This window comes from Pseudomonas putida (assembly GCF_025905425.1).
Taxonomy (GTDB): Bacteria; Pseudomonadota; Gammaproteobacteria; order Pseudomonadales; family Pseudomonadaceae; genus Aquipseudomonas; species Aquipseudomonas putida_AF.
In genome coordinates this window covers 1,097,988-1,122,814 of record NZ_CP109603.1, presented here as the reverse complement: position 1 = coordinate 1,122,814, position 24,827 = coordinate 1,097,988, and the positions used below count along the sequence as shown (strand labels likewise).

Genomic DNA, 24,827 nt, shown 5'->3' with positions numbered 1-24,827 from the left:
ACCGAGGCTTGATGATGGCATTATGGTTTTTTGGTTGAGAGAAATTGCTCATGCTTCAAGAGTTATGGCCGCAATTCCAAGGCGGAATTACTGAGATTGCCGCAGTATGCAGCGTGATTTACCTCGCATGGACGAGGTTATCCAAGTCTGTTTCGCTGTATGACGGCCACTGGACTCGACGACGTCATAAGCTACTGAAGGAGTTACGAGCCGACGAAACCGCCCAAGGCCCCTACGCTCGGTATCTTGATGAAGCTATCTATCTTGAGAATTATCGAATCGTAAGCGGAGTCAGGACGAACAAGAGGAAAGCGGATCTTCTGGTAAAGCTTGCCTTGCTAGGTCACTGGAATAGCTGGCAAATCCGCCAAATTGCTCGATATCTGCATGTCTCACCTGAACATCCCGAGCCAAGGCTCAGAATCACTGGATCTGATGTCGCAGGCGCCTGGATATCACTGATCTTCGCATGGTGCCTTCTAGCGGTAGGCGCAGTAGTCGGCGTGGCAGTCATGTACCAGGGGGCATCGATAAATGCAGTGTTCCTAGGTCTGTTTCAGGTGCTCATTTTCACTTTCAGTGCGGGTATAGTGATGTTTGGTCGAGAGAGCTACAGAGTTGCCTGCCGATTCCAGAAGTATCTGGAGGATCACCCGGAAACCCTCCATGACGATGCCTCACCCTCCCTTGATTCGCCTGCTTCTCCTTCGTTGGAGGCTGTCACAAGGGAGACAAAAGAGCCGACATCTGGACGGCAGCATGTTGCTCCCAAGCACGAAAACTCACTTTGAGGAAGGTTGCAGGTTAGCGGTTTAACGAAGCCGCTAGGCTGCGCTCGTGGACGTGCGCAGGCATTCAGCTGCGGGGCCGTGGGGGACGCCAGCACCAGGTCCAGGCGTCTCCGTCGCAGCCTGCGCCGAGAGCGTCCAGCACGGAGCAATTTGCTGCACTGAGTTCAAAGCTCGCTGCAGTCATATTCTCGCCCAAGTGCCTGATCTTACTGGTGCCAGGGAGAGGTAGCATCGCTCTGCTGCACTTGAGTACGGCTACAGGCCGCGTTCTGCAAGGGTCGCCGTTTCAGTTTTGGAACTGATTTCTTCCCACCTCCAGCGATCTGCCGACTCGCCTACCTGCCTGGCCGGGACACCAGTCATCAACATAACTGAAATGCCCACCTTGTCCTGGATAGCAGCCGGCCACTAGCCCCATCAATGTGACGTGTAACCAGGCCCGCCGAGCGCATGCAACTGGTAGTCGTTGAGGGCTTGTAGCAGCGACTCAGCCAGAATCTTCAGGCGCTTAACCTCTTCAGGCGGCGCACCAAGATCCTTTGCTTGGTGGTAGCGCTTCATGGCCTCCATTGCATCGGAGAAGGCTTGATGATCCGGAAGAAGTACCTTCGTCACATCTCGATTCACGAATCACTCCCCCGGTGTCAATGCAGGATGTGCGGCGCTTTACCGCGGGTGATGAGCTGATGCTCGGTCACCAATCGATAGCGTAAATCCGCGACCGCCCTGAAGAGTTCGATCTCTTCAGGTAGCGCACCGGCTGCCTCAGCCTGTCGCAGGCGGTACTGTGCATCGATCGCTTTCTGGATCAGCCCTTCACCAGCCTCAGCTAGTCCCTCGATTGATCGTTTCATAGCAATCACCTGGCAGTCTGACCCGAGCAGTATAGAGGTCCTGGAGCCGGCGAAGAGATCCGCCAAGGCCTGTGACTGCTGCAATCGCCCCCTCAGCGGACATTCAAAATTTCCTTTGGTCGGCGCAGGTCCATCTCATTTTTGCAGCGCCCCCAGCTCCACCACGTTGATAGAGGAATGTTTCCAGATCCCCAGTCTCCGAGGAAGCCAGCCTCGGAAAGGAATTCTCTGCCATTGCTGATCGAGGCTCATGCCCTAGCGGGAGCCGCACACGCAGAGAATCAAAAAACCTCAAATAGATTGATTAATACTTTCAACAAACTCGACTGGGTGTTTATCGGCTCATCTGAGAATAGATAACAACTGCAGCTCAAAAGTGCGGACTCCCAACAAGTAGCTGTCGTCAAGTTGAAATGAATGGATGTCGGTTTTCAGACGTTTTAGAAGAGAACGTCATATACCGTCGCGGAGGTGAAAATGCTAAACCCATCGAATTGTAACAATTTGCGTCTCATAAAAATTGTCAAACCCTTGAAACACGTGGGCTGTGCATGCATACAGTCAAAAAAATCGGATCCAAAAGGTGGTTTGCGCTCAATTTACTCGCACCCTAACCGCTTGCGGATCGGTATTTTCTTGATTATGTTGTAGTCAGCTAGGCAAGCACGCACTAGATGTAGTGCTTCCTACGCGGCCTCGAAACGGATTTCCTGGGGTGGTGCTAGGTGCGCGAGGGTGAACCATTGGGTTGCCCCGCCACAGCGGCCAGCGAAAGAACGGGCGGATGATGTGCATGGTGAATGCTCGGCCAGCGCGCCGGTTGGTTGATCAAGCCAGCCAGTGATGAGCTTCTCTAACACTGCCCGATTCTCCCGAAATCCGCACTCAGCACATATTGCGTAAAAACAACTTGCTAAAGCGATTAATCATTCGTGGTTCGCCTTTCTCTTGATTGGCGGAGGCGAGAAACTATAAACGTTTTTCAGCGACTGAAAGATAGTGCCCTGCTGTTTCCTGGGTGCTGTTTTGCAGATAGCGCAGGAGATTCGAGTGCCAGCTAAGTTTACTTTCTTCCAAGTCGGCAACGGGGATATGACCCTCGTGCGCCTGGCGGACTTCAACGTTACAACCATTCTGATCGACTGCCACATTCGGGCGAAGGCTGATGACCCGAATGATGACACCCCCGACGTGGCTCGAGCTCTGCGTGAACGCCTGTCGCGTGACGATAAGGATCGTCCTTATGTTGATGCCTTCATGCTGAGCCACCCGGACAAAGATCACTGCGGTGGCCTGAGCAGTCATTTCTGGTTGGGCCCACCTGACCAGTATCCGGACGACAAAAAAGACCGGTGGGAAAAACGCATCATCATCCGTGAGCTCTGGTCATCTCCTCTGGTTTTCCGGCGGCGCTCGAAGAGTCACACGCTGTGCGATGACGCGAGTGCGTTCAACAAAGAGGCGCGTCGTCGTGTTCAGTACTGGCGCGATCACGGTTATGCATTCAGCGGCAACCGCATCAAGATCATGGGTGAGGACGTGGATGGCAAAACCGACGATCTTCGCCCGATCTTGGTCAAGTCAGACGAATGGTTCAGCGAGATCGACGGGACTTCTTCGCCTGTGTTCCGGGCCCAGCTTCTGGCGCCTGCACCTCATGAGGATAATGCTGCTCTAGAAGAGGAACTGACCAAGAACGAGTCCAGCATCGTCATGAACATGGAGATTGCCCCGTCACAATTCAGCACCAAACGCACCCGTTTCTTCGTAGGAGGTGATGCTGAGGTGCTGATCTGGGAACGGATGTGGGATCGCTTCAAAGACAAGCCTGAAACGCTCGCATACGACCTGTTGCTCGCTCCGCACCATTGCTCTTGGCACACGCTGTCCTGGGATAGCTGGTCGGGCAAAGGTGAAGACGCGAAGGTCTCTGCGCGGGCTCGCAATGCTCTCGGCCAGGCAAAGCAGTCCGCCACAATCGTTTCCAGCAGTAAGAAGATCGTCGACGATTTCAACGATCCACCTTGCATTCGCGCCAAGCGTGAATACAAGGCAATCTTACGTGGGGTCAACGGCTGGTTTGCCTGCACGGAAGAGGACGGTTCCAAAGGCGTCCTCGAACTTGAGACGGCCTCTGATGGCACGGTTATCAAAGCTGTAGTAGGGGTTGCCGCTGCGGCGACTTCGGCAGCTGCTGCTGCTGCCCCTCGCGCAGGAGCCCTTAAAAAATGACTAGCTTCTACGTGGTGGGTGAACCATTGAGCGATCAGGCCGAGCCTATGCATGCCTGTACCAAAGCCTTGGTACAGGCATGCAAGGGGTTCTCGGGGGTCGACTTCCTGGAGCTTCGGCAGAAAAGCGAAGCTGGCGGCGTAACGGAGTACGTCGTCATAGAAGCGGGCGATGGGACGATCGCAGGCTCAAATCCAGGTGGAATTCACCGCGTAGAAATGATGGCGATTGCGGTAAATCCGCGGCTTCGTGTCCCTGTTACGGTGCATGCGTTGCGCAAGGATTTCCCGACGCTGTCCCATCTCCACAGCTCGGCACCGGGCATGCCAACAATCCTCTGCCTCTACGACGTAGATTGGAGCGCGGTTGAGAGGGTCTGGACCGCTGAGCGCTTTCTGGAGCGAATGTTCTGGTGGCTACGGCAGTCATCGGAGCTTCGTCTGCATCGCGACGATCAGCCTCTGGAACAGATGTTTTACGAAAGTCCTTTCCAGCTCATCCTGCCTGCTCTGGATACGACGAAGCTGGCTAACGGAGAATGCAAGCTGCGCGTCGAGATGACCGATAGCATCGGCAAGATAACGCTGCGCGCAACTGTAGACACCGCCACATCGCCCAAGAAGTCCGGCTATCAACTGCTGAATATCATGGTGGAACCCGTCGAGCCAACCTCGGTGGTCATGTTCCCAATCAACTTGGGTGAGCTACATGACCAGTTGGTTGAATGGGGAAGCGAGCTCTCCGCTCATCTTGCTGACGCTGTACACGAGGCCGCATCCGGCGGGCTTCGTCAGTCTGAACAGAATGATAAGCAAGGCATTCTGATCCTGGCTTGGGTGCCAAGGCTACGTAATGGCGAGGTAGAGCGGATGGATGTCAAAGGCTACATGCTGGAGATCAGTCTGTTCGATCTGGCAGCTTCATTTGAGATGCTGGCCCCGCCCACTCCCCAGGGAATCTATTACCCAGCATTGTCAATTGGAGGTTACACAGGAACGACCTGGAGAGAGCTCAGCATTCGACCCGTTGAGGTACGAGGCTCCTTGAACGCTGAGTTTGCTCGAGACCTGTCGGCTGTCGACCCTGCGACAGCAAGTTTCAAGGGCGTACTGGCAGGAGCAGGAGCGCTCGGAGGCATGCTCGCCGACATCTGGGCTCGCTTGGCTTGGGGCACCTGGACATATGTCGACCCGGATCTGTTGCTACCGCACAACGTCGCCAGGCATGTCGCTGACGACCACTACATCGGTTTTCGAAAAGCGGATGTGCTGCAGGAGATGATGCGACACATCTACCCAGGGGAGCCGACTCCAAGCGCCATCGCCAAGGGAATTTTGGCCGATGACGTGCACATTCACGAGGCGATCAAAAATGCTGAGCTACTGGTAGACGCAACGACGACCTTGGCTGCCCCTCGCGATTTGGCGCTACGGGAGCAGGCTCCTCGGATCGCTAGTGTCTTCCTTACCCCGTCCGGGATGTCCAACGTCATCTTGCTCGAGGACTCGGCGCGGCTGACGCGTGCCGATGCCCTGGAGGGTCAGTACTACCGGGCCATCTTGTCCAGCCCTTGGGGCCAGACTCATCTCAGCAACCACCTAGGGGATCGATGGGTAGGGGGCGGCTGCCGGGATATATCGTTCCGGATGTCCAATGAAAACATCCATGTCCATGCAGGGTTGATCTCTCGGCAACTGCGCAAGGTAGTCACCGGGGCGGATGCCAAAATCTTGGTTTCAACGCTGGATGAAGAGACGGGCAGCGTTGAGGCCCATGAGGTGCAAATTCATCCAGTCATGTGCACGAAGGTTGGCGAATGGTCCGTGAAATATGACGGAGGCCTCGTCGAGAAGATCAATGCCCAAAGGCTATCGGCTCTCCCCAACGAGACTGGAGGATCGATTCTCGGCATCACTGACTTGAAAAGTAAGACCATCGTCCTCGTCGATACCATGCCGCCGCCGCCCGACAGCGAGTCAAGCCCCACCCACTTCATTCGGGGGGAAGAGGGGCAACTGGATGAACTCAAGAAAGTGCACCAGCTCACCGCAGGCATTGTTGATTATGTCGGGGATTGGCACTCGCATCCCGATGGCTATCCAGTCAAACCAAGCGCCGACGATCACGTGCTGTTTGCGACCTTGGTAAGCAGGATGAAAGTCGAAGGTCTGCCAGCGGTGATGTTGATCGTTTCGGATACCGAGCTGGGAGTCTATATCAACTAAAAACCTACGGAAATAGCTTAAAAGCCTCCTGCTACGGGCGGTTCGCGACACGCTACGAATTCAATATTTCTTAAAACTTCTCCTTTTCGGAGAACGGTTGCTTTGCGCCTGAACAACGCGATCGATTATTGAGGCATTCAAATTTGGAGGCGGCATGCCAGTAATAAAAAGTTTATCCGTAGGCAATGGCGACATGTTTTACATCGTACACGCCAGCGACAACTTCACCATGATCGACTGCAACCTAAAAGCAGACAATGTAGATGAGATCATCGCGGAGCTGAAGCAGGTTTCCCGAACCAAAACGATGAACCGCTTCATTTGCACCCATCCTGACGAGGATCATTTCCGTGGAATTGAACACCTGGACAAGGCGCTTCCGATCAACAATTTCTACTGTGTGAAGAATGACGTTCAGAAAGACAATTTGACGGACTCCCTTCTGCACTACAAAGCCCTGCGAGACGGAAAGAAATCGTTCTTTTTGGAAAAAGGAGTGCGTCGCCGATGGCTGAACCAGAGCGACGACACTCGGCCAGGAGCCGGCATCCATGTCCTCTGGCCGAATGTGTCCAATCCCAATTTCATCGAGGCCCTACGCAAGTGTGATGCCGGTGAGAGTCCTAATAACGTGTCGTGCGTACTGCGATACTCCATCAAGGGCGGCGCGAGTTTCATGTGGTTGGGCGACTTGGAAACTGAGTTTATGGAAAGTATCGTCGATGACATCGAACTCGAGAAAACCACCATCGTCTTCGCATCGCATCACGGACGCAAATCCGGAAAAATCCCGGATTCCTGGCTAGAAAAACTCGATCCTCAAATTATCGTGATAGGTGAGGCACCCAGTCGCGACATGCACTACTACACGGGCTATCACACCATCACGCAGAACAGCGCAGGCCATATCACCATGGACTGCAAAGATAATTTCGTGCACTTCTATGCCTCCAAGGAGACGTACAAGCACAAGTCGTTGATCAATGAAGGCGAGAGCCGCTTCCCTGGCTACATTGGTTCACTTGAAGTAGAGACGGAATACACTCTCTGAGAGGTCAATATGGATTTCAGCAAATTTTTTGATCCGTATAAATACAGTGCCAGGATTAAGCCTGCCTTGCTGTTGATATTGCCAGTAGTTGTCTATGTGGTGGCATTTTTTGAGGCGGCGCGATCTTGGGGCGGGGTACTCACAACCTTCCTCGTATCATTCGGGGTGATCGCATTTGCGGCTAGCCAAATGTCCAGCAAAGGAAACAAGCTTCAGGAAAAACTGTATAAGGCGTGGGGGGGCGCACCGACCACAATCGTACTCAGGCACTCCGATGACACAGTGGAGCGACCCACTAAAAAACGCTACATGCAGCGCCTGGCAGAACAGATCAAGGACTTTGCCATAATCACTGAAGCTGAAGAAAAGGCTGATCCAAAATCTGCGGACGAGATGTACCGATCTGCTACCAACTTCCTTCGTGAGAAAACGCGGGACACCAAACAGTATTCTATGATCTTCAATGAGAACGTGGACTATGGATTTGCACGCAACCTCACGGCGTGCAAGCCTATCGGAATCCTGCTGACCTTGAGCAGTCTCGTTCTGTGCTTAATCGGCCTTTACCTCGCTGTGGGACTGCCCCTGCAGCAGTGGAGCCTGCCAGCTTTGGCAAAGCACCCGATCCTGCTCGCTGCTACCGGGGTAGATCTGTTCATATTACTGTGTTGGTTGTTCTTGGTGAACCACGACTGGGTTCGAGTTCGGGGTTTTGCGTATGCTAAACGCTTGTTCGCCAGCTGCGAACAGGTAAGTTAGTTAATCCTCCTGCTGATCCGGATTAAGGCGTTTTCTCTCTCGTGCCATGCGTTGCGCGAGAAAGGATAGGCCTGCTCATCTTTAACGAATAGCCAGCAGGACGAGTGACGCGCAGTTCAAGCTCTGCTGGCCATAAAACTTAGCAAGGAAAAACTCATGTCAACACTTAATGAACTACGTCAGCGCCTGCCAATCAATGCTCACGAGATGACTCGTATAGAAGGACCACTGCCTACTTACTTATTAGTCGAAGGACAAATTAACAGCCTAGCGCAAGAAGCATTGAAAAAAGATCAAAGCTTTATTGAGCGAACCGGTCGGAGCCTGGGCCTGGTGAGGTCCGAGGCTAAATGGGAAGGCTGGAGCGGCTGGAGCGCCGGCCGCAAACTAAAATGCGCCGCATTGGAACTCGCCGGCTGGAGCTATGACGAAAGTCACTACCCATATGAATCAGCTGCTCATGCCTACGAGGTAGTACGACTCGCCCTCCTCTCTCCAACGTGTCAGTCTGCCGATGACTTGCTCAATATCGTTGAAAAAAAACATGCTCAATTAGTTTCCGCCTAGCATATTGATAGCGCAAAATCGCCCACAGAGAGCACATTGGCGCAAACTTAGGATGCTTATCATCCAGCTGATTACGAGCATCCAGAGGAAGATGAGAGCATAGATGGATCCACGCCCCCTAAAATTTTTGGCAACCGTGGTGCCGCATACAACATCGCATACCGGAATGAGGTCATCGGTGGAATATTTTTATCATTTGAGGTGGGCAAGCCGCGCAAAACGCTCTCATTGCTTTGGATTAAAGCGGATTTTCAAGAACTTGGCATCGGCGTTTATGCCTGAAGTGCAATTTAGAACTTACACTTAGAGAGAAACCATGGCAATTGCACACACCTGCTTATGCCTTAAGAAATCTCGCACTTCATATAAACCAGTGCAGCTTTGTAATATACGAATGTAGACACGCGTCTCGGCCAAGCCAAGCGCCGGGATGCGGAACGGTACCTGAATGAGCTTCTCGAGGTAGTTACGTGCGTAGTTCGACGGGCCCGAGCTTTGCGGGAGGTCTGGGAAATGCTCACGTACCGCATATTCGATCATGGCTTCATCAGCACCGATAACGAACGCGGTGCGCTCAACGAACAGGAACAGCCGTATCGCTTCCAACGTTTCGATGGCCGTTTTCGGCAGGCACCGGTCGAGGTCGTCCACGATGACAACGAGCTGGTCGATGTCGGCGGCGTCCAGCAGCTCTTTGAATTCCTCTCGGAATTTATGGATGTGCTCAGGGAGCTTCTCGGAGTCGTCACCGCCCTCCTTGAGGAAGTCGCCGATCTTCTCGGCAGCGCCCTTCAGATCATCCTTGCTCACATGATCCGATGGATTGGCGACCACGGACGTGACCAGGTCATACACCCCCTTCAACTGATCCATGGTGGGGATGCCGGTCATGGCAGTGAACGCGAAGCCGCCGGCTTTGCGCGCGACCTTCAGCCAATCAACACGCTTGAGCACCTTAGCCGCAGCGGCTTTCACTTTTGCTGAGTCTGGCCTGGCTCGCTTCAGCTCATCGACGATCGTCTCGATAACTACTGTTTTGGCGTCTTCAAACCCTTCGAACGTCCAGCCGTTAAACCAGATGCAGCAGACACGATCGTTGGCTTTGAGCTCATCCTGTGTCATGCGCAGGACGCTCGACTTACCGGCACCCCAATCCCCGTGCACACCAATGGTGATGGGGGTGTCCGGGGTATCTTTGATAAGCCTCACAACCGTCTTGGAGATCGCGCTGTAGTACAGCAAGTCCGTTGCGGTTTCCTGGTCGTTTAAGAACACTGCGCTCTCCATCGCCTGCAATCTGCTGAGGGATTTAGTTATACAGGCAATGAGCCATCAAGCGCTAATATCAAGGACGGGCTGACCGGAGGCGACAGCTTATGAATGAGTCGCCCTCAACATGATAGAAACAGACTCTGGTTTCGCTTGTAAGACGCCGCCATCGGCGCTGGAGAGATATACAAAGCCGAGATGCAGCTTCAGAGTCCCATTCTGGAAGCAATGCTGAGGTTTGAACCTCTCCCCCAATACATCCATCACAATCCGCCAAGTACCAAGGGAAGCCTAACGAAAAATGGGGGACCAGATGGGGGACCAAAAACGTCTAGACACAAAAAAGCCCTGAAAAATCAGGGCTTTAATGAAAAATAGTGGCGGAAGCGTAGGAATTCGAACTCAAAAATCGTTTAGCGATACCTCCCTTCGCCCCATGCCAACTAGGCAGCATCGCTACGACGCACCCTCGGCATACCTCAGAGCTACGGACTGAGGCAAAACGCATGGGCTGGTACTCAACGAGAGCGGAGCGGGCTTCTAACTCTCCGATCCAACAATTGAATCCAGATTCTCACGGGTTCACGGCCAAGGCACGTGGTTAGCGCCAGCACCACGGTGCGGGCAATCAAAAAACGCCTTAGTCATCAAAAATCTTCGGTGGGGCAAAAAGTGGGGCAAAAACCCCCATTGCCGAAAAACGCATAGGCATAAAAAAATCCAGTCACCATTAAGTGACTGGATTTCTTGGAGTTTTTTGGTCGGGACGGAGTGATTCGAACACTCGACCCCTTGCACCCCATGCAAGGAGAGATTGGACAAAAGACCATCTACGCCGATCGTCGCCCCCGAATCAATGATGACAAGATGCTCTCAAAATTCCCTGGCTGCACAACATCGAGCGGTGTACGCCCTCTGAGCCTATCGTGGGGCTCACTTAGCAAACGATAGACTTCCCAAGCCTCGAGCTGAGGCAACGATTTGAAGATAGCAAGAACTAGCTTGTGCTTCAGCGGATCCAGCTGCCAGTCAGGAATTCGCTGACCTCGATTCCCCAAGCTAAGTGACAGCAGACGTCGTGCCTTGATATCACGGTTGATTTGATCTCGCGATTTTCCGGCCAGCCGTGCAAATGAGAGGAGAGGTAAATTGGTCGCTGCTTCGTAGATCCCAAGCATCTCCGCCCGTTCTCTTTGAATATCAGAAACCAGCCGAACACCAGACGCTTCCGATGTGTCGAATCGATCCGCTGAAACCTTACTGCCTTCAACGACTAGAGGCATTTGTGGCTTCATGACATTGCGTACGGGAGTGAGAGGTAAACTCTGCAACCCGAGCGACAGCTGCGATGCCCCCTCCAATCGAATAGTTAACGGCGAGCTCGCCGCCTTAGCGTGTCCCTGCATCCACAGGTCTAATCGATTGGCCCAATCCTGCATCATCGTACGGCGTTGCTCGACGTACTCCGCATGGTTATATGCCGAACTCACCTTGTCAGGATCAGCATGTGAAAGCTGCGCATCAATCCAGATCTTCGGATAACCGATCTCGTTGAGCGCCGTTGAGATCGTCGCCCTCACACCGTGCCCCGTAAGCCGGTCAGCAAATCCCATACGTCGCAACGCACTGTTCAGCGTGTTCTCGCTGATGCGTTTGCTCAGATCGCTGCGATGGGTGAGTAGATGCCGTTGTGCCGGCACCACCTGATCCAGCAACAGCCGCACGACTTCGGTCGCTTGGATAGAGAGCGGAACGATATAGGGTGGCACCTTGGCGGTTTGACGACGCGTTTTGCGCATCTTGAGCTGGAGCTGCTTGACCACCTCCGGCGGGATGGTCCAAAGACGGCGCTCTAGATCAAACTGATCGGGAGTCGCCAGACGCAACTCACCGGTACGGACTCCGGTCAGCAACAACAGGCGTATACCGAGTTGCGTCTGTTGCGAGCCGCGGCACGCACGTAGTTTGCCCAGGAAGTGCGGAATCTCCTCCATGCGCAGGAAGGGATTGTGCTCCACCGGCGGCTTGGGCACCGCCACGACATCGAGATCTGCGGCAGGATTGTGCTCAAGGCCCGCTATTCGCACCAATGCGTAGCGGAACAGCTGATTGAGCCAGGTCCGGCACTTCTCCGCCGTAGTGAAGGCCTTCCTGCACTCGATACGGCTGAGCAGATCCATAAGCACATGCCGATTGATCTCATGGATCGATTGTTCGCCAATGTAGGGCTGTATGTCTTTCGCAAAAATGCGCAGGATCTGCGACAGCGTGCTTTGTCGCCCTTCTTTGAGACTAAGCCTACGAAAGGCAATCCATTGCTCAAAGACAGCATCGAAGGTCTGATCACTGGCAAGGCGCACGGCTACACGCTGCTGCTTGCGCTGTTCACAGGGATTGCATCCCTGAGCTAGGAGCGCTCGTGCCTCATCTCGCCGCTTTCGCGCGTCACGCAGCCCCACCTGCGGGTAACTGCCGAAGGACATGCGCTTCTGCCGGCCCTCCCAGTAGTAGCGGAAATGCCAGATCTTACTGCCTTGGGCAGTGACATTGAGGAACAAGCCGTCACTGTCTGCGAGCGTGTACTCCTTTGCGGTGACTCGAGCATGCCGAATCGCCATTTCCGTGAGTGCCATGGTGACCTCCTGAATCTGTCAGGGGCCAAATGCTCGTCTCGTTACCTGCGCAGCTCCACCGAAAAACCGAATGAGCCGAATTCCAATTCTGGACTCATTTCTGGACTCATTTTGTCCGGCTACCCCCGGTTTTCGGAGGTTTTCGCTGGAACGAAAAAAGGGCCTTTCGGCCCTTTTTTCAACGACTTACAGACTTCCATGGAACTCTGTAGATCTATAACTGGAGCGGGAAACGAGACTCGAACTCGCGACCCCGACCTTGGCAAGGTCGTGCTCTACCAACTGAGCTATTCCCGCGTCGTGATGGGTGCCATTCTAACGATATCTAAAACGGCGTCAACCCCTTGATTCAAAAAAGTTTTATTTCTGCTCCGATCCTTCGCGCAAGTGTGGCCAGGCGGCCAGCAGGTAATGCGCCATGGACCACAGCGTCAGCCCTGCCGCCACCAGCAGCAGCCCGTACCCCAGAATCACCCAGAACGTCACCGCCGGCGGGTTGGCCAGCAGGATCACCAGCGCCAGCATTTGCGCCGCGGTCTTCCACTTGCCAAGGTTGGACACCGCCACATGCGCCCTCGCCCCCAGCTCGGCCATCCACTCACGCAGCGCCGACACCACGATCTCGCGGCCGATGATGACTGCCGCAGGCAAGGTCAGCCAGAAGTTGGCGTGCACCTGCACCAGCAGCACCAGGGCCACGGCGACCATCAGCTTGTCAGCCACCGGGTCCAGGAAGGCACCGAACGGCGTGCTCTGCTGCAGGCGACGCGCCAGGTAGCCGTCCAGCCAGTCAGTGGCGGCGGCGACGGCGAACACGCTGCTGGCGGCCATGTAGCTCCAGTGATAGGGCACATAGAACAGCAGGATGAAGATCGGGATGAGCAGGACGCGTAGAACGGTGAGCAGGTTTGGAATATTCATCGGTACGACTGGCTGCGGGTTGAGCCCGGCATTCTACTCGCTATGCAGGCTGGCATAAATCGACTCGGCAAGCTTTTTACTAATGCCGGGGGCTTTGGCGATTTCATCGACACTGGCGCGGTTGAGCTCTTGTAGGCCGCCGAAGTGTTTCAGCAGGTCGCGACGGCGCTTGGGGCCGACGCCGGCCACGTCTTCCAGGCTGGACACGCGCCGGGCCTTGCCACGCCGAGCACGGTGGCCGGTGATGGCGAAGCGGTGGGCTTCGTCGCGGATCTGCTGGATCAGGTGCAGGGCCGGCGAGTCGCCCTTGAGGGTGAACTCGTGGTGCACGTCATTGAGGTACAGGGTCTCGAAACCGGCCTTGCGGGTCACGCCCTTGGCAACGCCGAGCAGGGTCAGGTCGGTGAAGGCCAGTTCCTGCATGACGTCGCGGGCCATGTTCAACTGGCCCTTGCCGCCGTCCACCAGCAACACGTCGGGCAGCTTGCCCTCACCGTCCTTGATCCGCCCGTAGCGGCGGGTCAAGGCTTGGTGCATGGCGGCGTAGTCGTCGCCTGCGGTCACGCCCTCGATATTGAAGCGACGGTAATCGGACTTGATCGGGCCTTCCGGGCCAAACACCACGCAGCTGGCCACGGTGGCTTCGCCGCTGGAGTGGCTGATGTCGTAGCACTCCAGGCGCTGTGGCACTTCGTCCAGGCCAAGCACCTGGGCCAGGGCCTCGAAACGTGCGGCCATGTGCTGGCGGTTGGCCAGGCGAGCATTGAGCGCTTGCTCGGCGTTGGTGACTGCCAACTGCTGCCAGCGGGCACGGGTGCCGCGCACCCGGTGGGTGATGGTCAGCTCGCGGCCGCGCAGGGTCTGCAGCGCTTCGCGGATGGCGTCGAAGTCTTCGTGCACCACGTTGACGATGAGCTCGCCGGGCAATTCGCGCTCGGCATTACCGACGTAGTACTGGGACAGGAACGCCGCCATGACTTCGGCCACTTCCTCTTCGATACCCACCTGCGGGAAGAAATTCTTGCTGCCCAACACCCGCCCGCCGCGCACGCTGATCAGGTGCACACAGGCGCCACCGGGGTTGACGAAGGCGGCAATCACGTCGACGTCACCGGTACCGCCTTCGATGTACTGCTGGTCCTGCACACGGCGCAACAGGGCAATCTGGTCGCGCAGTTCGGCGGCCTTTTCGAAATTGAGGGCCATGGCGGCCTTCTCCATTTCGGCATTGAGCTCGTTACCCAACTGCTGGCTGCGGCCTTCGAGGAACATCACCGAATGGCGGATATCGTCGGCGTACTCGTTTTTATCCACCAAGCCGACACACGGCCCCTTGCAGCGTTTGATCTGGTACTGCAGGCAGGGCCGGGTGCGGTTGGCGTAGTAGCTGTCTTCGCACTGGCGCACCGAGAAGGCCTTTTGCAACAGGCTGAGGCTTTCGCGAATGGCACCCGCGCTGGGGTACGGGCCGAAATAACGGCCCTTGGCCTTTTTCGCACCGCGGTGGATGCCCAGGCGCGGGAACTCGCCGTCAGACAGGAAGACGTAGGGGTAGGACTTGTCGTCGCGCAACAGGATGTTGTACGGCGGCCGCCATTCCTTGATCAGGTTCTGCTCCAGCAGCAGCGCCTCGGTCTCGTTGGCGGTAATGGTGGTCTCGACCTGGGCGATGCGGCCCACCAGGGCAGCCGTCTTCGGCGCCAGGCCGGTTTTGCGGAAGTAACTGGCCAGGCGCTTCTTGAGGTTCTTGGCCTTGCCCACGTAGAGCAGCCGCGCCTCGGCGTCGAACATACGGTAAACGCCCGGGCGACCGCTGCAGGTCGCCAGGAACGCGCTGGCATCAAAAACTTGAGACATGAGGTTTACAGGCTTGCGTCAACCATACCGTGGCGAACGGCCAGCAAGGTCAGTTCGACGTCGCTGGTGACCGAGAGTTTTTCAAAGATCCGATAACGGTAAGTATTGACGGTCTTGGGCGAGAGACACAACTTGTCGGAGATGATCTGCACTTTCTGGCAGCCGACGATCATCAAGGCGATCTGGATTTCGCGCTCCGACAACGCGTCGAACGGCGAGCCTTGTGGCTGGAACGACTTGAGCGCCAGCTGCTGAGCGATTTGCGGGCTGATGTAGCGCTGGCCGGCAAAGGCCAGGCGAATGGCCTGGACCATTTCGTCGAGCCCGGCGCCCTTGGTCAGGTAACCGGCGGCGCCCGCTTGCAACAGGCGCGTGGGGAACGGGTCTTCCTCGCACACGGTGACCGCGACCACTTTGATGTCGGGATGGCTGCGCAACAGTTTGCGGGTGGCCTCCAGGCCGCCGATGCCCGGCATTTTCACATCCATCAGGACGACGTCGGGTTTAAGTTCCCGGGCCAGCTTGAGCGCCGACTCCCCCGAATCCCCCTCACCCACCACCTGCAAGCCGTCGATGTCGGCCAGCATGCGTGTAATACCGGTTCGTACCAGATCGTGATCATCGACCACTAAGACCCTAATCAAGCACACACCTCGTCTACAGGGCGATTGGATCCCGCCACCTTAACAAAATTTTTCATGGCGGGCCTAGCGCAACACTTCTGTCAGATATGCCTGATGGCCAAGTGTGAAAGGCCTCACTGTTTCGCGGCATTTAACCTCACCCGACAAACGCCCCAGCAAGTGCCAGAGCGCGGCTTGATCGGCGACCGGCAACTGCCTAAAGGCCCCCAGCAGTTCCGCCTCATCCCGGGTCAGGTTTTCTAGCGGCGCTGGGGTGCGCACACCGCTGAGCACATAGAGCGCATCCACGCCCTGGGCCGCCAGTGCTGCCAGGTAATCGGCGCGGGGCGTGCGTTCACCGCTCTCGTACTTGCCCTGAGCATTGGGTTCGACCCCGCCGATGTCACCAAAAACCCGTTGGGTCATCCCCAGCCGCTCACGTTCTTCCCGCAGTCGCGGACCGAATCCATTCATATGGCGCTTCTCCTTAATCCCCGAACATCATCCAAAGCCACCCACCACCCTGTAAGCAGCTGTAAATTCCTAAGCCCACTATGCCCATGGTCACCTGCCGCGACAAGCCATCATTGAGCTATCAGTCGATCACGCGTTGCATACGTACGAAGCACGCGTCCTCGCCCATTTCTACAAAGCCCCTTCGCTGATACAACAACCGAGCCGGGTTACTGCGAAACACCATCAAACGCAGCAGTGGCAGGCGCCGCTGCTTCGCCCAACCGGCAAGCGCCTCCAGCACCCGGCTGCCAATGCCGCGCCCACGGTGTTCAGGCAGCAGGTGCAACTCTCGAATGAACAGTGCCTGGCGGTCCTGGCTGAGGCTGCAGTAGCCCAGCACCGTTTGCCCTTCCATCACCAGCCACTGCTCGCGCCAGGCCCAGGCTTGATCAAAGGCTTCTTCAAGCCATAACAGGTCGAATTCACGGTAGTACGGCAGCATGGCCTGGCGCGTGAGGTCGCGGGCGAAGTTGCGCTGGGCATCGGTGGCGGCTATGAGTTTCATGCCTTTTATTGTGCACCCTTCACGTGGCATAGCACACAGGCGAACTGCCTGGCCCACGGCGCTCCAGCTCATCCTCCAGCCATTCGGCCAGTACCTGGGCGTTGTTGTGTTCGGTGTCCTTGCCGGCATAGAGCAACGTCAGCGTTCCTTTGCAGGCCAAGTCCAGCAGCGGGTACCAGTGCTCAGGGTGTGCCGTCAGTTCCTGGTGGTAGCGCTGGGTGAAACCGACGAAATCTACCTCTCCCTGATGAAACGCCTTACGCAAACCATCCGAAGGCGCCACCTCGCGCAGCCACTGGCCATGCAGGTCATCCTTGCGTTTGTTGCGCGGCCACAGGCGGTCGACCAGCACACGTTGGCCATCTTCGTCCGAGACCGCTTGGTAAACACGTTTGCAGCGGATCATGGGCTTCTCTCGCATTTGCCGTCTGTCTTGAGCCTAGATAATTCATTGATCGAGGTCACGGGCTGGTAACGAATTGTTTCTATGCTCACAGCCTTCGGCACCTTCGCCCGACGCCAACCGGAGCCCCCATGGCAACCCCGTCCCTGGCCAGCCAGCCGCAACTGGCCCAACGCGACTCGCGCCCGCAGCTGTCCCACAAGCCCGGACGCGCCACCCTGGTTTTGTTCTTCGGCCTGCTAGTGGCCGGCCTCGCCTACACCGCCTGGAGCCTGAAACAGGACGTCAGCGCCAGCGGCACGGTGATCACCACCGTCACGCCCTTTCTGCTGCTGGGCCTGGCGCTACTGATTGCCCTGGGCTTCGAGTTCGTCAACGGCTTCCATGACACCGCCAACGCCGTGGCCACGGTTATTTACACCCATTCGTTACCTGCACCGGTGGCAGTGGTCTGGTCGGGCTTGTGCAACTTCCTCGGGGTGCTGCTCTCCAGCGGCGCGGTGGCATTCGGCATCATTGCCTTGCTGCCGGTAGAGCTGATTCTGCAGGTCGGCTCTTCGGCCGGCTTCGCCATGGTATTCGCCTTGCTGCTGGCAGCGATCATCTGGAACCTGGGCACTTGGTGGCTGGGCCTGCCGGCCTCGTCCTCGCACACGCTGATCGGCTCGATAATCGGTGTCGGGGTGGCCAATGCATTGATGCACGGGCGCGATGGCACCAGTGGGGTGGATTGGGGCCAGGCAAGCAAAGTGGGCTATGCCCTGCTGTTTTCGCCATTGATCGGCTTTGCCTGCGCCGCGCTGTTGCTGCTGGCGCTGCGCGCACTGGTCAAGCGCAAAGAGCTGTACCAGGCACCGGAAGGCCAGACGCCGCCACCCTGGTGGATCCGCGGTGTGCTGATCCTGACCTGCACCGGGGTGTCCTTTGCCCACGGCTCCAACGATGGCCAGAAAGGCATGGGGCTGATCATGCTGATTCTGGTCGGTACGCTGCCGATGGCGTACGCGCTGAACAAGACCATGCCCAGCGAACAGGCGCTGCAGTTCTCGGCTGTTGCCGAGGTAACACGCCAGGCGCTGGTGCGCAGTGACCCGCAACCAGTGCCGGCAGACCCTCGCCAGGTGCTGACCCTGTTCATCACCGACCCCAAGCCCACTGCGCAACTGGTACCCGCACTCGCCGCCCTGACCGGCATGATCGGTGAAGAAGTCAAAGGCTATGGCTCGCTCAAGCGCGTACCGGCCGAAGCCATGGCCAACGTGCGCAATGACATGTACCTGACCAGCGAAGCCATCCGCCTGATCGAGAAAAACCAGTTGGTAACGTTCGATGCCGACACCCGCAGCCATGTGCAGCTGTTCAAGACCCAACTGGACGACGCCACGCGCTACATCCCGCTGTGGGTCAAGGTTGCCGTGGCCATCGCACTGGGGCTGGGGACCATGGTCGGCTGGCGGCGTATCGTGGTGACGGTGGGCGAGAAGATCGGCAAGACCCACCTGAGCTACGCCCAGGGCGCATCGGCCGAGGTGGTGGCGATGTGCACCATCGGCGCGGCGGACATGTTCGGGCTGCCGGTGTCGACGACCCACGTGCTGAGTTCGGGCGTGGCCGGGACCATGGTCGCCAATGGCTCGGGCATCCAGAAGCGCACACTGATCAACCTGCTGATGGCGTGGGTGCTGACCTTGCCGGCGGCGATGTTGCTGGCGGGTGGTCTGTACTGGGTTCTGAGCCAGATTTTCTGACCGCGCAGCACGCCTTGTGAGCGCGGGTCACCCGCGCCCGCAAGGTTGATGTTGGCTGTTCAGCCTGGGATTTTCAGGCCGCGCTGCACAGCCGGCCGCTCAAGGAAGGTGGCCAGCACGCGCTGCACTTCCTTGAACGCATCGAACCCGACCAGCTCACGGGCGTTGTAGCGTTCCACAAGGTTGCGCACCCAAGGGAAAATGGCGATGTCGGCGATGCTGTATTCGTCGACCATCCACGCGCGGCCTTGCAGATGCCGGTCCAGCACACCCAGCAAGCGCTTCGATTCATTGACGTAGCGGTCCCGTGGGCGCTTGTCTTCGTAGTCCTTGCCTGCAAAGAAGTGGAAGAACCCGACCTGGCCGAACATCGGCCCGATGCCGCCCATCTGGAACATCAACCACTGCAGGGTCTGATAACGAGTGGCGGGGTCCTGGCTGAGCAGCTGCCCGCTCTTCTCCGCCAGGTACTGCAGGATCGCGCCCGATTCGAACAAGGGTAACGGCTGCCCGCCGGGGCCGTTCGGGTCGAGGATGGCGGGGATCTTATTGTTGGCGCTGAGGGAGATGAATTCGGGGCTCAACTGGTCATCGTTGTCGAAGCTGACCTTGTGCGGCTCGTACGCCAGGCCGATCTCTTCGAGCATGATCGACACTTTGACGCCGTTGGGCGTGGGCAGCGAATACAGCTGCAGGCGCTCGGGGTGCTGGGCGGGCCATTTGCGGGTGATGGGGAATGCGCTCAGATCGGTCATGATCAACCTTGCCTGGGGAGTGAATCTGTCACTTTAGTGACATCCCAAGCGGCTGACCATCACCGACCACTCATCGGCACGGGCGGATCATGCCTGGCCGTGGGCCTTGAGCTTGAGCTTTTCGGTGTCAACCCTGACGAACACCGAATCGGCAGTCACGGTGAGCACATCGTCCGCCCAGACCTCGCAGATGACCCGGCTCTTGCGCCCGACTTCGCCTTCCACGCGTGCCTTGAGCAGCAGCTCGACGCCCATGGGGGTCGGCTTCAGGTAGCTGAGGTTGAGTGTGCCCGTGACGCAATCGATACGCGGCAGGCTACCCGCTTCGCGGCCTTCGTTGCGGTAGTGGTAGGCCATGGCGGTCCAGTTGGAATGGCAATCGACCAGCATCGCCAGCAAACCGCCGTAGACCAAGCCGGGCCACCCAATGAAGGTGCTGTCGGGCGCGTGGCGGCACAGCAGGTGAATGCCGTCGGCGTCCCAGTGGCTTTGCAGGTGCAGGCCGCTGGGGTGGGAACAGCCACAGCCAAAGCAGGTGCCCTCAGGCGCGGCGAGTTGCTGGAGGGAAAGGGTGTGCTCGTTCATACGCTTCCTGTGCTTGTTGGAATGGGAAGTGATGCAAGCTGCGATGGTAGCGCTGCATGTTGTCAGCGCCAATGAGAATGCCAGGGCTGCTTTGCAGCCCATCGCGGCACAAGGCCGCTCCCACAGGTTCTGCGCTGTCTTAGACGAGCCAGTTACCCTGTGGGAGCGGCCTTGTGCCGCGAATGGGGCGCGAAGCGCCCCCAACAATCAAGCAGTCTGCGCGACCACTTTGCTGCGACGCTGGGTCAGCGACACCAGCAGGATGAACAGCGTCACCCCGGCGGTCATCAGCGTCTCGTAGCGGTAGGCATCGCTGAACAGCATGTAGCCCAGGACCATGACGATGGTGCCGATCACCAGCCAGGTCAGATAAGGGAACAGCCACATCTTCAGCTCCAGCGGTGTACCTTCACGGTCTGCACGGGCCCGCATGCGCAACTGGGACACGGCGATCACCAGGTACACCAGCAAGGCAATGGCGCCGGTGGTAGACAGCAGGAAACCGAACACCTTGCCGGGGAACACGTAGTTCACGAGGCAACCGGCAAAGCCTGCCAAGGTGGAGAAGATGACTGCCACCGTCGGCACACCAGAACCGGAAATGCGCTTGGTCATGCTCAGCGCCTGACCACGGGCGCCCAGGGAGTAGAGCATGCGCGAGGCCGTATAAAGGCCGGAGTTCATGCAACTGGTAACGGCCACCAGTACCACCAGGTCAACCAGCAGCTTGGCACCCGGCACGTTGAGCACTTCCAGCACCCGTTGGAACGAGCCCACGGCTTTCAGGGCCGGGTCGTTCCAAGCTACCAGCGACACCACCAGGAAGATCGAGGCCAGGTAGAAGATGGCGATGCGGTACACCACCAGGTTGGTGGCGCGGCGGATCTTGTCTTTCGGGTTGGCCGTTTCGTCAGCGGCAATGGTGACGATCTCGGCGCCGAAGAACGAGAAAATGGTGATCAGCACGCCGCCCAGGACGGTGCCAAAGCCATTAGGCATGAAGCCGCCATTGTCCCAAAGCCGGCTCACACCCGAAACCTCGGCCAGCGGCCAGAAGCCGAACACGGCCAGGCTGCAGACGACGATGAAGGCAATGATGGCAATGACCTTGACCAGTGCGAACCAGTACTCGAAGGCACCGAAGTTCTTCACGCTGATCAAGTTGGTACCCGACAGCACGACCATGATCAGGAAGGCGAACAGCCACGACGGCACACCTGGGAAGTAGGCATGCAGGATGTCTGCACCGGCAATCGCCTCGACCGGAATGATCAGCACCCAGAACCACCAGTACAACCAACCGATGGTGAAGCCTGCCCAAGGGCCAATAGCCTCGGAGGCGTAGGTGGAGAATGACCCGCTGTTGGGGTTGGCGATGGCCATTTCGCCCAGCATGCGCATCACCAGCAGCACCAGCAGGCCGGTCATTGCGTAGGAAATGAGGATGGCCGGGCCGGCGGTGGCAATGGCGTTGGAGGAACCGATGAACAGGCCGGCGCCGATGATGCCGGCGATGGAAATCATGGAAACCTGACGGGACGTCAGACCATGCTGCAAGGAGCGCTGTTTCTTGTTTTCTAGCGAAGCCATGGAGAACCCTCGAATGGGTCGCCGTCGTGGGACGGCTAAAAAATGGAGCAGAATTCTTATCAATTTCTGATGCTGGTTTTTTTGTTGTTTTGAAGACGCCGGCGGTGGCCACTTCCCTCCTCTTCGCACGACCGGTTGTAATCGTTGATCCAGGTCAGTATTAATCTATAGGTCTGGGTCAACAAACGACCTTTTCGAAGCACATGATTCCTATTTGGAATGAACTTCATCCTTTTTTGCTCGGTACGCGCCTGTCATGTCCAAACGCCTGATGCCCTCGACCACCGCCCTCCAGTGCTTCGAAGCGGCTGCCCGCCACCTAAGCTTCACCCGCGCGGCGCAAGAGCTGCACCTGACCCAGAGCGCGGTCAGCAAACAGGTGGCGCAGCTTGAGGAAATGCTTTCGCACTCGTTGTTCCAGCGCATTCGCCGGCGCCTGCACCTGACCCCGGCCGGCGCGCTGTACCTGACCGAGGTAAACAAGATCCTTACCCAGATCGACATTTCCAGCCGCTACATCCTCAGCTATGGCGACGAGACCGAAGTGCTGCGCATCGCCACCCAGCCAACCTTCGGCGCCCGCTGGCTGGTGCCCAGGCTCAAGGGCTTTGGCGATCGCTATCCGCGCATTCATCTGGACATCCGCAACGAACTGGAACCCTTCGACCTGGTGCAGGCCAAGGCCGACATCGCCTTCTTCTTCGGCCAGGGCACTTGGCCTGGGGCTACGTGTATCGAGCTGTTCAGCGAAGAAGTGGTGCCAGTGTGTGCCCCAGAGCTGCTGGCCAGCCACCGTTTCAACAGCGCCGAGGCGCTGACCGAGCACCGTTTGCTGCAGTGCGTGTCGCGCCCGGAGGCCTGGCATGAATGGTTTCTGGGGCTGGGGCTGCATAGCCAGAACAGCTACCACGGGCCGCGTTTCGACACCTTCTACCTGTGCATCCGGGCCGCCATTGCCGGCTGTGGCATTGCCTTGATCCCGCGGTACCTGGTGGCGGAAGAGCTGAACGAAGGCAAGCTGGTGGTGGCTTGGGACCACCCGGTGCCGAGCAATGGCCGGCACTTCATCGCCCATGCCGAGCATGCGGCGGAGGTGCCGAAGATCAGGGCCTTCGTGCAGTGGATTCGCGAACGGGTGGCCGAGGGGGATTGAGATTGCCTGCACTGGCCTCTTCGCGGGCAAGCCCGCTCCCACAGCCGACGGCTAGCAGTTAACCTGTGGGAGCGGGCTTGCCCGCGAAAAGGCCAGTGCGGTCAACACAAATTCAGTCAGATCACGAATCCAGGGAATGACCGCAATCGAATAATTCGTTTGCGGAATAACCCGCCGGCACGCTTCGATAATAAGAAACTCGAACAAGGTCCGCGTGCCCCATGAATCAGGAAAGTATCAGCCAGTCCATTGCCATCGTTCACCCAATCACACTTTCCCATGGCAAGAATGCGGAAGTCTGGGACACGGACGGCAAACGTTACATCGACTTCGTCGGCGGTATCGGCGTACTCAACCTGGGGCATTGCAACCCCGCCGTGGTAGAGGCCATACAGGCCCAGGCCGCCCGCCTGACCCACTATGCCTTCAACGCCGCGCCCCATGGCCCGTACCTTGAGCTGATGGAGCGCCTCAGCCAGTTCGTCCCGGTCAGCTACCCATTGGCCGGCATGCTGACCAACAGCGGCGCGGAAGCGGCGGAAAACGCCCTGAAGGTGGCCCGTGGCGCTACCGGCAAGCGCGCCATCATCGCCTTCGACGGCGGCTTCCATGGCCGTACCCTGGCTACCCTGAACCTCAACGGCAAGGTCGCTCCGTACAAGCAACGGGTCGGCGAGTTGCCTGGCCCGGTCTACCACCTGCCCTACCCCAGCGCCGATACCGGCGTTACCTGCGAACAGGCACTCAAGGCCATGGACCGGCTGTTCAGCGTCGAGCTGGCGGTTGAAGACGTGGCGGCGTTCATCCTCGAACCGGTCCAGGGCGAAGGTGGTTTCCTCGCCCTCGACCCGGAATTCGCCCAGGCGCTGCGCCGCTTCTGTGACGAACGTGGGATTCTGATCATCATCGACGAGATCCAGTCAGGCTTTGGCCGTACCGGTCAGCGCTTTGCCTTCCCTCGCCTGGGCATCGAGCCAGACCTGCTGCTGCTGGCCAAAAGCATCGCTGGCGGTATGCCACTGGGTGCAGTGGTCGGCCGCAAGGACTTGATGGCTGCACTGCCCAAGGGCGGCCTGGGCGGGACCTACTCGGGCAACCCGATTGCCTGCGCGGCGGCGCTGGCAAGCTTGGCGCAGATGACCGATGAGAACGTCGCCACCTGGGGTGAGCGCCAGGAGCAGGCCATCGTCAACCGTGTAGAACGCTGGAAAAAGCAGCATCCATTCATCGGGCGCCTGACCGGCGTGGGCGCAATGCGCGGCATCGAGTTCGTCAATGCCGACGGCAGCCCGGCACCGGCTCACTTGGCCAAGGTCATGGAAGCGGCGCGGGCCAAAGGTTTGCTGCTGATGCCCAGCGGCAAGGCGCGGCACATCATTCGCCTGCTGGCGCCGCTGACCATCGAAGCCGAGGTGCTCGAAGAAGGGCTGGATATCCTCGAGCAGTGCCTGGCTGAAGTGAACTGAGGCTTACAGGCCCAGTTCTTCGGGGGTGAGCATGTCGGACTCGAAGGCGATCCAACCACCTTCGAGTTCGGCGTGGCCGTTGACGATCGGGCCGTAGTAGGTCAGGCCGTTTTCCAGGGTGACGCAGATGTGCGTGGCCGGCTTTTCGGGAGCTGCGAGCGTACCGACGAAATGCACCTTTTTCAGGGTTTCGGTCACCGCTTCAAGGCCCACGCGCATGCTGGGGTTTTCCGAAGCCTCGATGTCGCCCCCACGGTCTTCAGCGCTGATGGTCACGGTGGCGGTGTACGGGAACTTGCTGCTCAAGCGGGGCTACCTCAATAG

23 protein-coding genes and 2 tRNA genes are annotated in these 24,827 nt (G+C 57.8%); 9 read left to right on the top strand and 16 right to left on the bottom strand.

Features of this window, described 5'->3' with window-relative positions:
- The first annotated feature begins 50 nt into the window (after positions 1-50).
- Positions 51-791 carry a hypothetical protein gene (locus tag OGV19_RS05090; RefSeq protein ID WP_264312411.1) on the top strand — a complete coding sequence of 247 codons (741 nt, stop codon included), beginning with the start codon at positions 51-53 and terminating at the stop codon, positions 789-791.
- 417 nt (positions 792-1,208) lie between these two features.
- On the opposite strand, the gene OGV19_RS05085 is transcribed toward OGV19_RS05090, so the two are convergent.
- Together OGV19_RS05085 and OGV19_RS05080 are read right to left on the bottom strand one after the other, a co-directional pair.
- On the bottom strand, positions 1,209-1,418 hold the full coding sequence (locus OGV19_RS05085) for a hypothetical protein (RefSeq protein ID WP_264312410.1): 210 nt from the start codon (positions 1,416-1,418) through the stop codon (positions 1,209-1,211).
- A gap of 17 nt (positions 1,419-1,435) precedes the next feature.
- On the bottom strand, positions 1,436-1,645 hold the full coding sequence (locus OGV19_RS05080; protein WP_264312409.1) for a hypothetical protein: 210 nt from the start codon (positions 1,643-1,645) through the stop codon (positions 1,436-1,438).
- A 1,050-nt stretch (positions 1,646-2,695) separates the two neighbouring features.
- On the opposite strand from OGV19_RS05080, the gene OGV19_RS05075 reads away from it, so the two are divergent.
- The 5 genes from OGV19_RS05075 to OGV19_RS05055 all read left to right on the top strand — a co-directional run bounded on the left by OGV19_RS05075 (position 2,696) and on the right by OGV19_RS05055 (position 8,479).
- Positions 2,696-3,877, top strand: coding sequence for an anti-phage 6A-MBL system MBL-fold protein (locus OGV19_RS05075; protein WP_264312408.1), 1,182 nt, complete (start codon positions 2,696-2,698; stop codon positions 3,875-3,877).
- On the top strand, positions 3,874-6,102 hold the full coding sequence (locus OGV19_RS05070) for an anti-phage 6A-MBL system cap2_3 protein (protein WP_264312407.1): 2,229 nt from the start codon (positions 3,874-3,876) through the stop codon (positions 6,100-6,102). The genes OGV19_RS05075 and OGV19_RS05070 overlap by 4 nt, the downstream gene beginning before the upstream one ends.
- Before the next feature lie 154 nt (positions 6,103-6,256).
- Complete coding sequence (locus OGV19_RS05065) at positions 6,257-7,153, top strand: ComEC/Rec2 family competence protein (RefSeq protein WP_264312406.1); 897 nt, start codon at positions 6,257-6,259, stop codon at positions 7,151-7,153.
- Positions 7,154-7,162: 9 nt separating this feature from the next.
- Positions 7,163-7,912 carry a hypothetical protein gene (locus OGV19_RS05060; protein ID WP_264312405.1) on the top strand — a complete coding sequence of 250 codons (750 nt, stop codon included), beginning with the start codon at positions 7,163-7,165 and terminating at the stop codon, positions 7,910-7,912.
- A gap of 156 nt (positions 7,913-8,068) precedes the next feature.
- Positions 8,069-8,479: a hypothetical protein gene (locus tag OGV19_RS05055; protein WP_264312404.1), complete on the top strand. Its 411-nt coding sequence runs from the start codon at positions 8,069-8,071 to the stop codon at positions 8,477-8,479.
- Positions 8,480-8,782: 303 nt separating this feature from the next.
- Here the strand turns inward: OGV19_RS05055 and OGV19_RS05050 are convergent, their stop codons facing one another.
- From OGV19_RS05050 to OGV19_RS05005, 10 genes are all read right to left on the bottom strand, one after another.
- Entirely contained in the window at positions 8,783-9,754 is a 972-nt protein-coding gene (locus OGV19_RS05050) for a KAP family P-loop NTPase fold protein (protein ID WP_264312403.1), read from the bottom strand.
- A gap of 752 nt (positions 9,755-10,506) precedes the next feature.
- A tRNA-OTHER gene (locus OGV19_RS05045) sits at positions 10,507-10,598 on the bottom strand.
- Complete coding sequence (locus OGV19_RS05040; RefSeq protein ID WP_264312402.1) at positions 10,579-12,381, bottom strand: tyrosine-type recombinase/integrase; 1,803 nt, start codon at positions 12,379-12,381, stop codon at positions 10,579-10,581. Before OGV19_RS05040 ends, OGV19_RS05045 begins: the two co-directional genes overlap by 20 nt.
- A gap of 221 nt (positions 12,382-12,602) precedes the next feature.
- Positions 12,603-12,678, bottom strand: a tRNA-Gly gene (locus tag OGV19_RS05035).
- Positions 12,679-12,741: 63 nt separating this feature from the next.
- Positions 12,742-13,302 carry a CDP-diacylglycerol--glycerol-3-phosphate 3-phosphatidyltransferase gene (gene pgsA, locus OGV19_RS05030; protein ID WP_264312401.1) on the bottom strand — a complete coding sequence of 187 codons (561 nt, stop codon included), beginning with the start codon at positions 13,300-13,302 and terminating at the stop codon, positions 12,742-12,744.
- A 33-nt stretch (positions 13,303-13,335) separates the two neighbouring features.
- On the bottom strand, positions 13,336-15,159 hold the full coding sequence (gene uvrC, locus OGV19_RS05025) for an excinuclease ABC subunit UvrC (RefSeq protein WP_264312400.1): 1,824 nt from the start codon (positions 15,157-15,159) through the stop codon (positions 13,336-13,338).
- 5 nt (positions 15,160-15,164) lie between these two features.
- Complete coding sequence (gene uvrY, locus OGV19_RS05020; protein WP_027916239.1) at positions 15,165-15,803, bottom strand: response regulator transcription factor GacA; 639 nt, start codon at positions 15,801-15,803, stop codon at positions 15,165-15,167.
- 63 nt (positions 15,804-15,866) lie between these two features.
- Positions 15,867-16,256, bottom strand: coding sequence for a helix-turn-helix domain-containing protein (locus OGV19_RS05015; RefSeq protein ID WP_264312399.1), 390 nt, complete (start codon positions 16,254-16,256; stop codon positions 15,867-15,869).
- A gap of 121 nt (positions 16,257-16,377) precedes the next feature.
- Entirely contained in the window at positions 16,378-16,803 is a 426-nt protein-coding gene (locus tag OGV19_RS05010) for a GNAT family N-acetyltransferase (protein WP_264312398.1), read from the bottom strand.
- A 19-nt stretch (positions 16,804-16,822) separates the two neighbouring features.
- Positions 16,823-17,209 (bottom strand): DUF488 domain-containing protein, encoded by a 387-nt coding sequence (locus tag OGV19_RS05005; protein ID WP_264312397.1) that lies wholly within the window; start codon positions 17,207-17,209, stop codon positions 16,823-16,825.
- Positions 17,210-17,337: 128 nt separating this feature from the next.
- On the opposite strand from OGV19_RS05005, the gene OGV19_RS05000 reads away from it, so the two are divergent.
- On the top strand, positions 17,338-18,954 hold the full coding sequence (locus OGV19_RS05000) for an inorganic phosphate transporter (protein WP_264312396.1): 1,617 nt from the start codon (positions 17,338-17,340) through the stop codon (positions 18,952-18,954).
- 59 nt (positions 18,955-19,013) lie between these two features.
- Here the strand turns inward: OGV19_RS05000 and OGV19_RS04995 are convergent, their stop codons facing one another.
- The 3 genes from OGV19_RS04995 to OGV19_RS04985 form a co-directional block, all read right to left on the bottom strand.
- Entirely contained in the window at positions 19,014-19,709 is a 696-nt protein-coding gene (locus OGV19_RS04995; protein ID WP_264312395.1) for a glutathione S-transferase N-terminal domain-containing protein, read from the bottom strand.
- An 87-nt stretch (positions 19,710-19,796) separates the two neighbouring features.
- Positions 19,797-20,294 (bottom strand): PaaI family thioesterase, encoded by a 498-nt coding sequence (locus OGV19_RS04990; RefSeq protein WP_264312394.1) that lies wholly within the window; start codon positions 20,292-20,294, stop codon positions 19,797-19,799.
- Positions 20,295-20,501: 207 nt separating this feature from the next.
- A complete protein-coding gene (locus tag OGV19_RS04985) occupies positions 20,502-21,884 on the bottom strand; it encodes an amino acid permease (RefSeq protein ID WP_264312393.1) in 1,383 nt (460 codons plus the stop codon).
- 256 nt (positions 21,885-22,140) lie between these two features.
- Here OGV19_RS04985 and gcvA point away from each other — a divergent pair, with 256 nt between their 5' ends.
- Both gcvA and OGV19_RS04975 read left to right on the top strand, forming a co-directional pair.
- Positions 22,141-23,037: a transcriptional regulator GcvA gene (gene gcvA / locus OGV19_RS04980; RefSeq protein ID WP_264312392.1), complete on the top strand. Its 897-nt coding sequence runs from the start codon at positions 22,141-22,143 to the stop codon at positions 23,035-23,037.
- A gap of 221 nt (positions 23,038-23,258) precedes the next feature.
- A complete protein-coding gene (locus tag OGV19_RS04975; protein ID WP_264312391.1) occupies positions 23,259-24,503 on the top strand; it encodes a 2-aminoadipate transaminase in 1,245 nt (414 codons plus the stop codon).
- A gap of 3 nt (positions 24,504-24,506) precedes the next feature.
- Here OGV19_RS04975 and OGV19_RS04970 read toward each other — a convergent pair whose 3' ends face one another.
- A complete protein-coding gene (locus OGV19_RS04970; RefSeq protein WP_027592804.1) occupies positions 24,507-24,809 on the bottom strand; it encodes a hypothetical protein in 303 nt (100 codons plus the stop codon).
- Positions 24,810-24,827: the final 18 nt, after the last annotated feature.

What these genes read in the sequence shown, in the direction of transcription:
- OGV19_RS05090 (WP_264312411.1), top strand. Translation starts at nt 51, where the DNA reads ATGCTTCAAGAGTTATGGCCGCAATTCCAAGGCGGAATTACTGAGATT.
- OGV19_RS05080 (WP_264312409.1), bottom strand. Translation starts at nt 1,645, where the DNA reads ATGAAACGATCAATCGAGGGACTAGCTGAGGCTGGTGAAGGGCTGATC.
- OGV19_RS05070 (WP_264312407.1), top strand. Translation starts at nt 3,874, where the DNA reads ATGACTAGCTTCTACGTGGTGGGTGAACCATTGAGCGATCAGGCCGAG.
- OGV19_RS05065 (WP_264312406.1), top strand. Translation starts at nt 6,257, where the DNA reads ATGCCAGTAATAAAAAGTTTATCCGTAGGCAATGGCGACATGTTTTAC.
- OGV19_RS05060 (WP_264312405.1), top strand. Translation starts at nt 7,163, where the DNA reads ATGGATTTCAGCAAATTTTTTGATCCGTATAAATACAGTGCCAGGATT.
- OGV19_RS05055 (WP_264312404.1), top strand. Translation starts at nt 8,069, where the DNA reads ATGTCAACACTTAATGAACTACGTCAGCGCCTGCCAATCAATGCTCAC.
- OGV19_RS05040 (WP_264312402.1), bottom strand. Translation starts at nt 12,381, where the DNA reads ATGGCACTCACGGAAATGGCGATTCGGCATGCTCGAGTCACCGCAAAG.
- pgsA (WP_264312401.1), bottom strand. Translation starts at nt 13,302, where the DNA reads ATGAATATTCCAAACCTGCTCACCGTTCTACGCGTCCTGCTCATCCCG.
- uvrC (WP_264312400.1), bottom strand. Translation starts at nt 15,159, where the DNA reads ATGTCTCAAGTTTTTGATGCCAGCGCGTTCCTGGCGACCTGCAGCGGT.
- OGV19_RS05015 (WP_264312399.1), bottom strand. Translation starts at nt 16,256, where the DNA reads ATGAATGGATTCGGTCCGCGACTGCGGGAAGAACGTGAGCGGCTGGGG.
- OGV19_RS05010 (WP_264312398.1), bottom strand. Translation starts at nt 16,803, where the DNA reads ATGAAACTCATAGCCGCCACCGATGCCCAGCGCAACTTCGCCCGCGAC.
- OGV19_RS05005 (WP_264312397.1), bottom strand. Translation starts at nt 17,209, where the DNA reads ATGATCCGCTGCAAACGTGTTTACCAAGCGGTCTCGGACGAAGATGGC.
- OGV19_RS05000 (WP_264312396.1), top strand. Translation starts at nt 17,338, where the DNA reads ATGGCAACCCCGTCCCTGGCCAGCCAGCCGCAACTGGCCCAACGCGAC.
- OGV19_RS04995 (WP_264312395.1), bottom strand. Translation starts at nt 19,709, where the DNA reads ATGACCGATCTGAGCGCATTCCCCATCACCCGCAAATGGCCCGCCCAG.
- OGV19_RS04990 (WP_264312394.1), bottom strand. Translation starts at nt 20,294, where the DNA reads ATGAACGAGCACACCCTTTCCCTCCAGCAACTCGCCGCGCCTGAGGGC.
- OGV19_RS04985 (WP_264312393.1), bottom strand. Translation starts at nt 21,884, where the DNA reads ATGGCTTCGCTAGAAAACAAGAAACAGCGCTCCTTGCAGCATGGTCTG.
- gcvA (WP_264312392.1), top strand. Translation starts at nt 22,141, where the DNA reads ATGTCCAAACGCCTGATGCCCTCGACCACCGCCCTCCAGTGCTTCGAA.
- OGV19_RS04975 (WP_264312391.1), top strand. Translation starts at nt 23,259, where the DNA reads ATGAATCAGGAAAGTATCAGCCAGTCCATTGCCATCGTTCACCCAATC.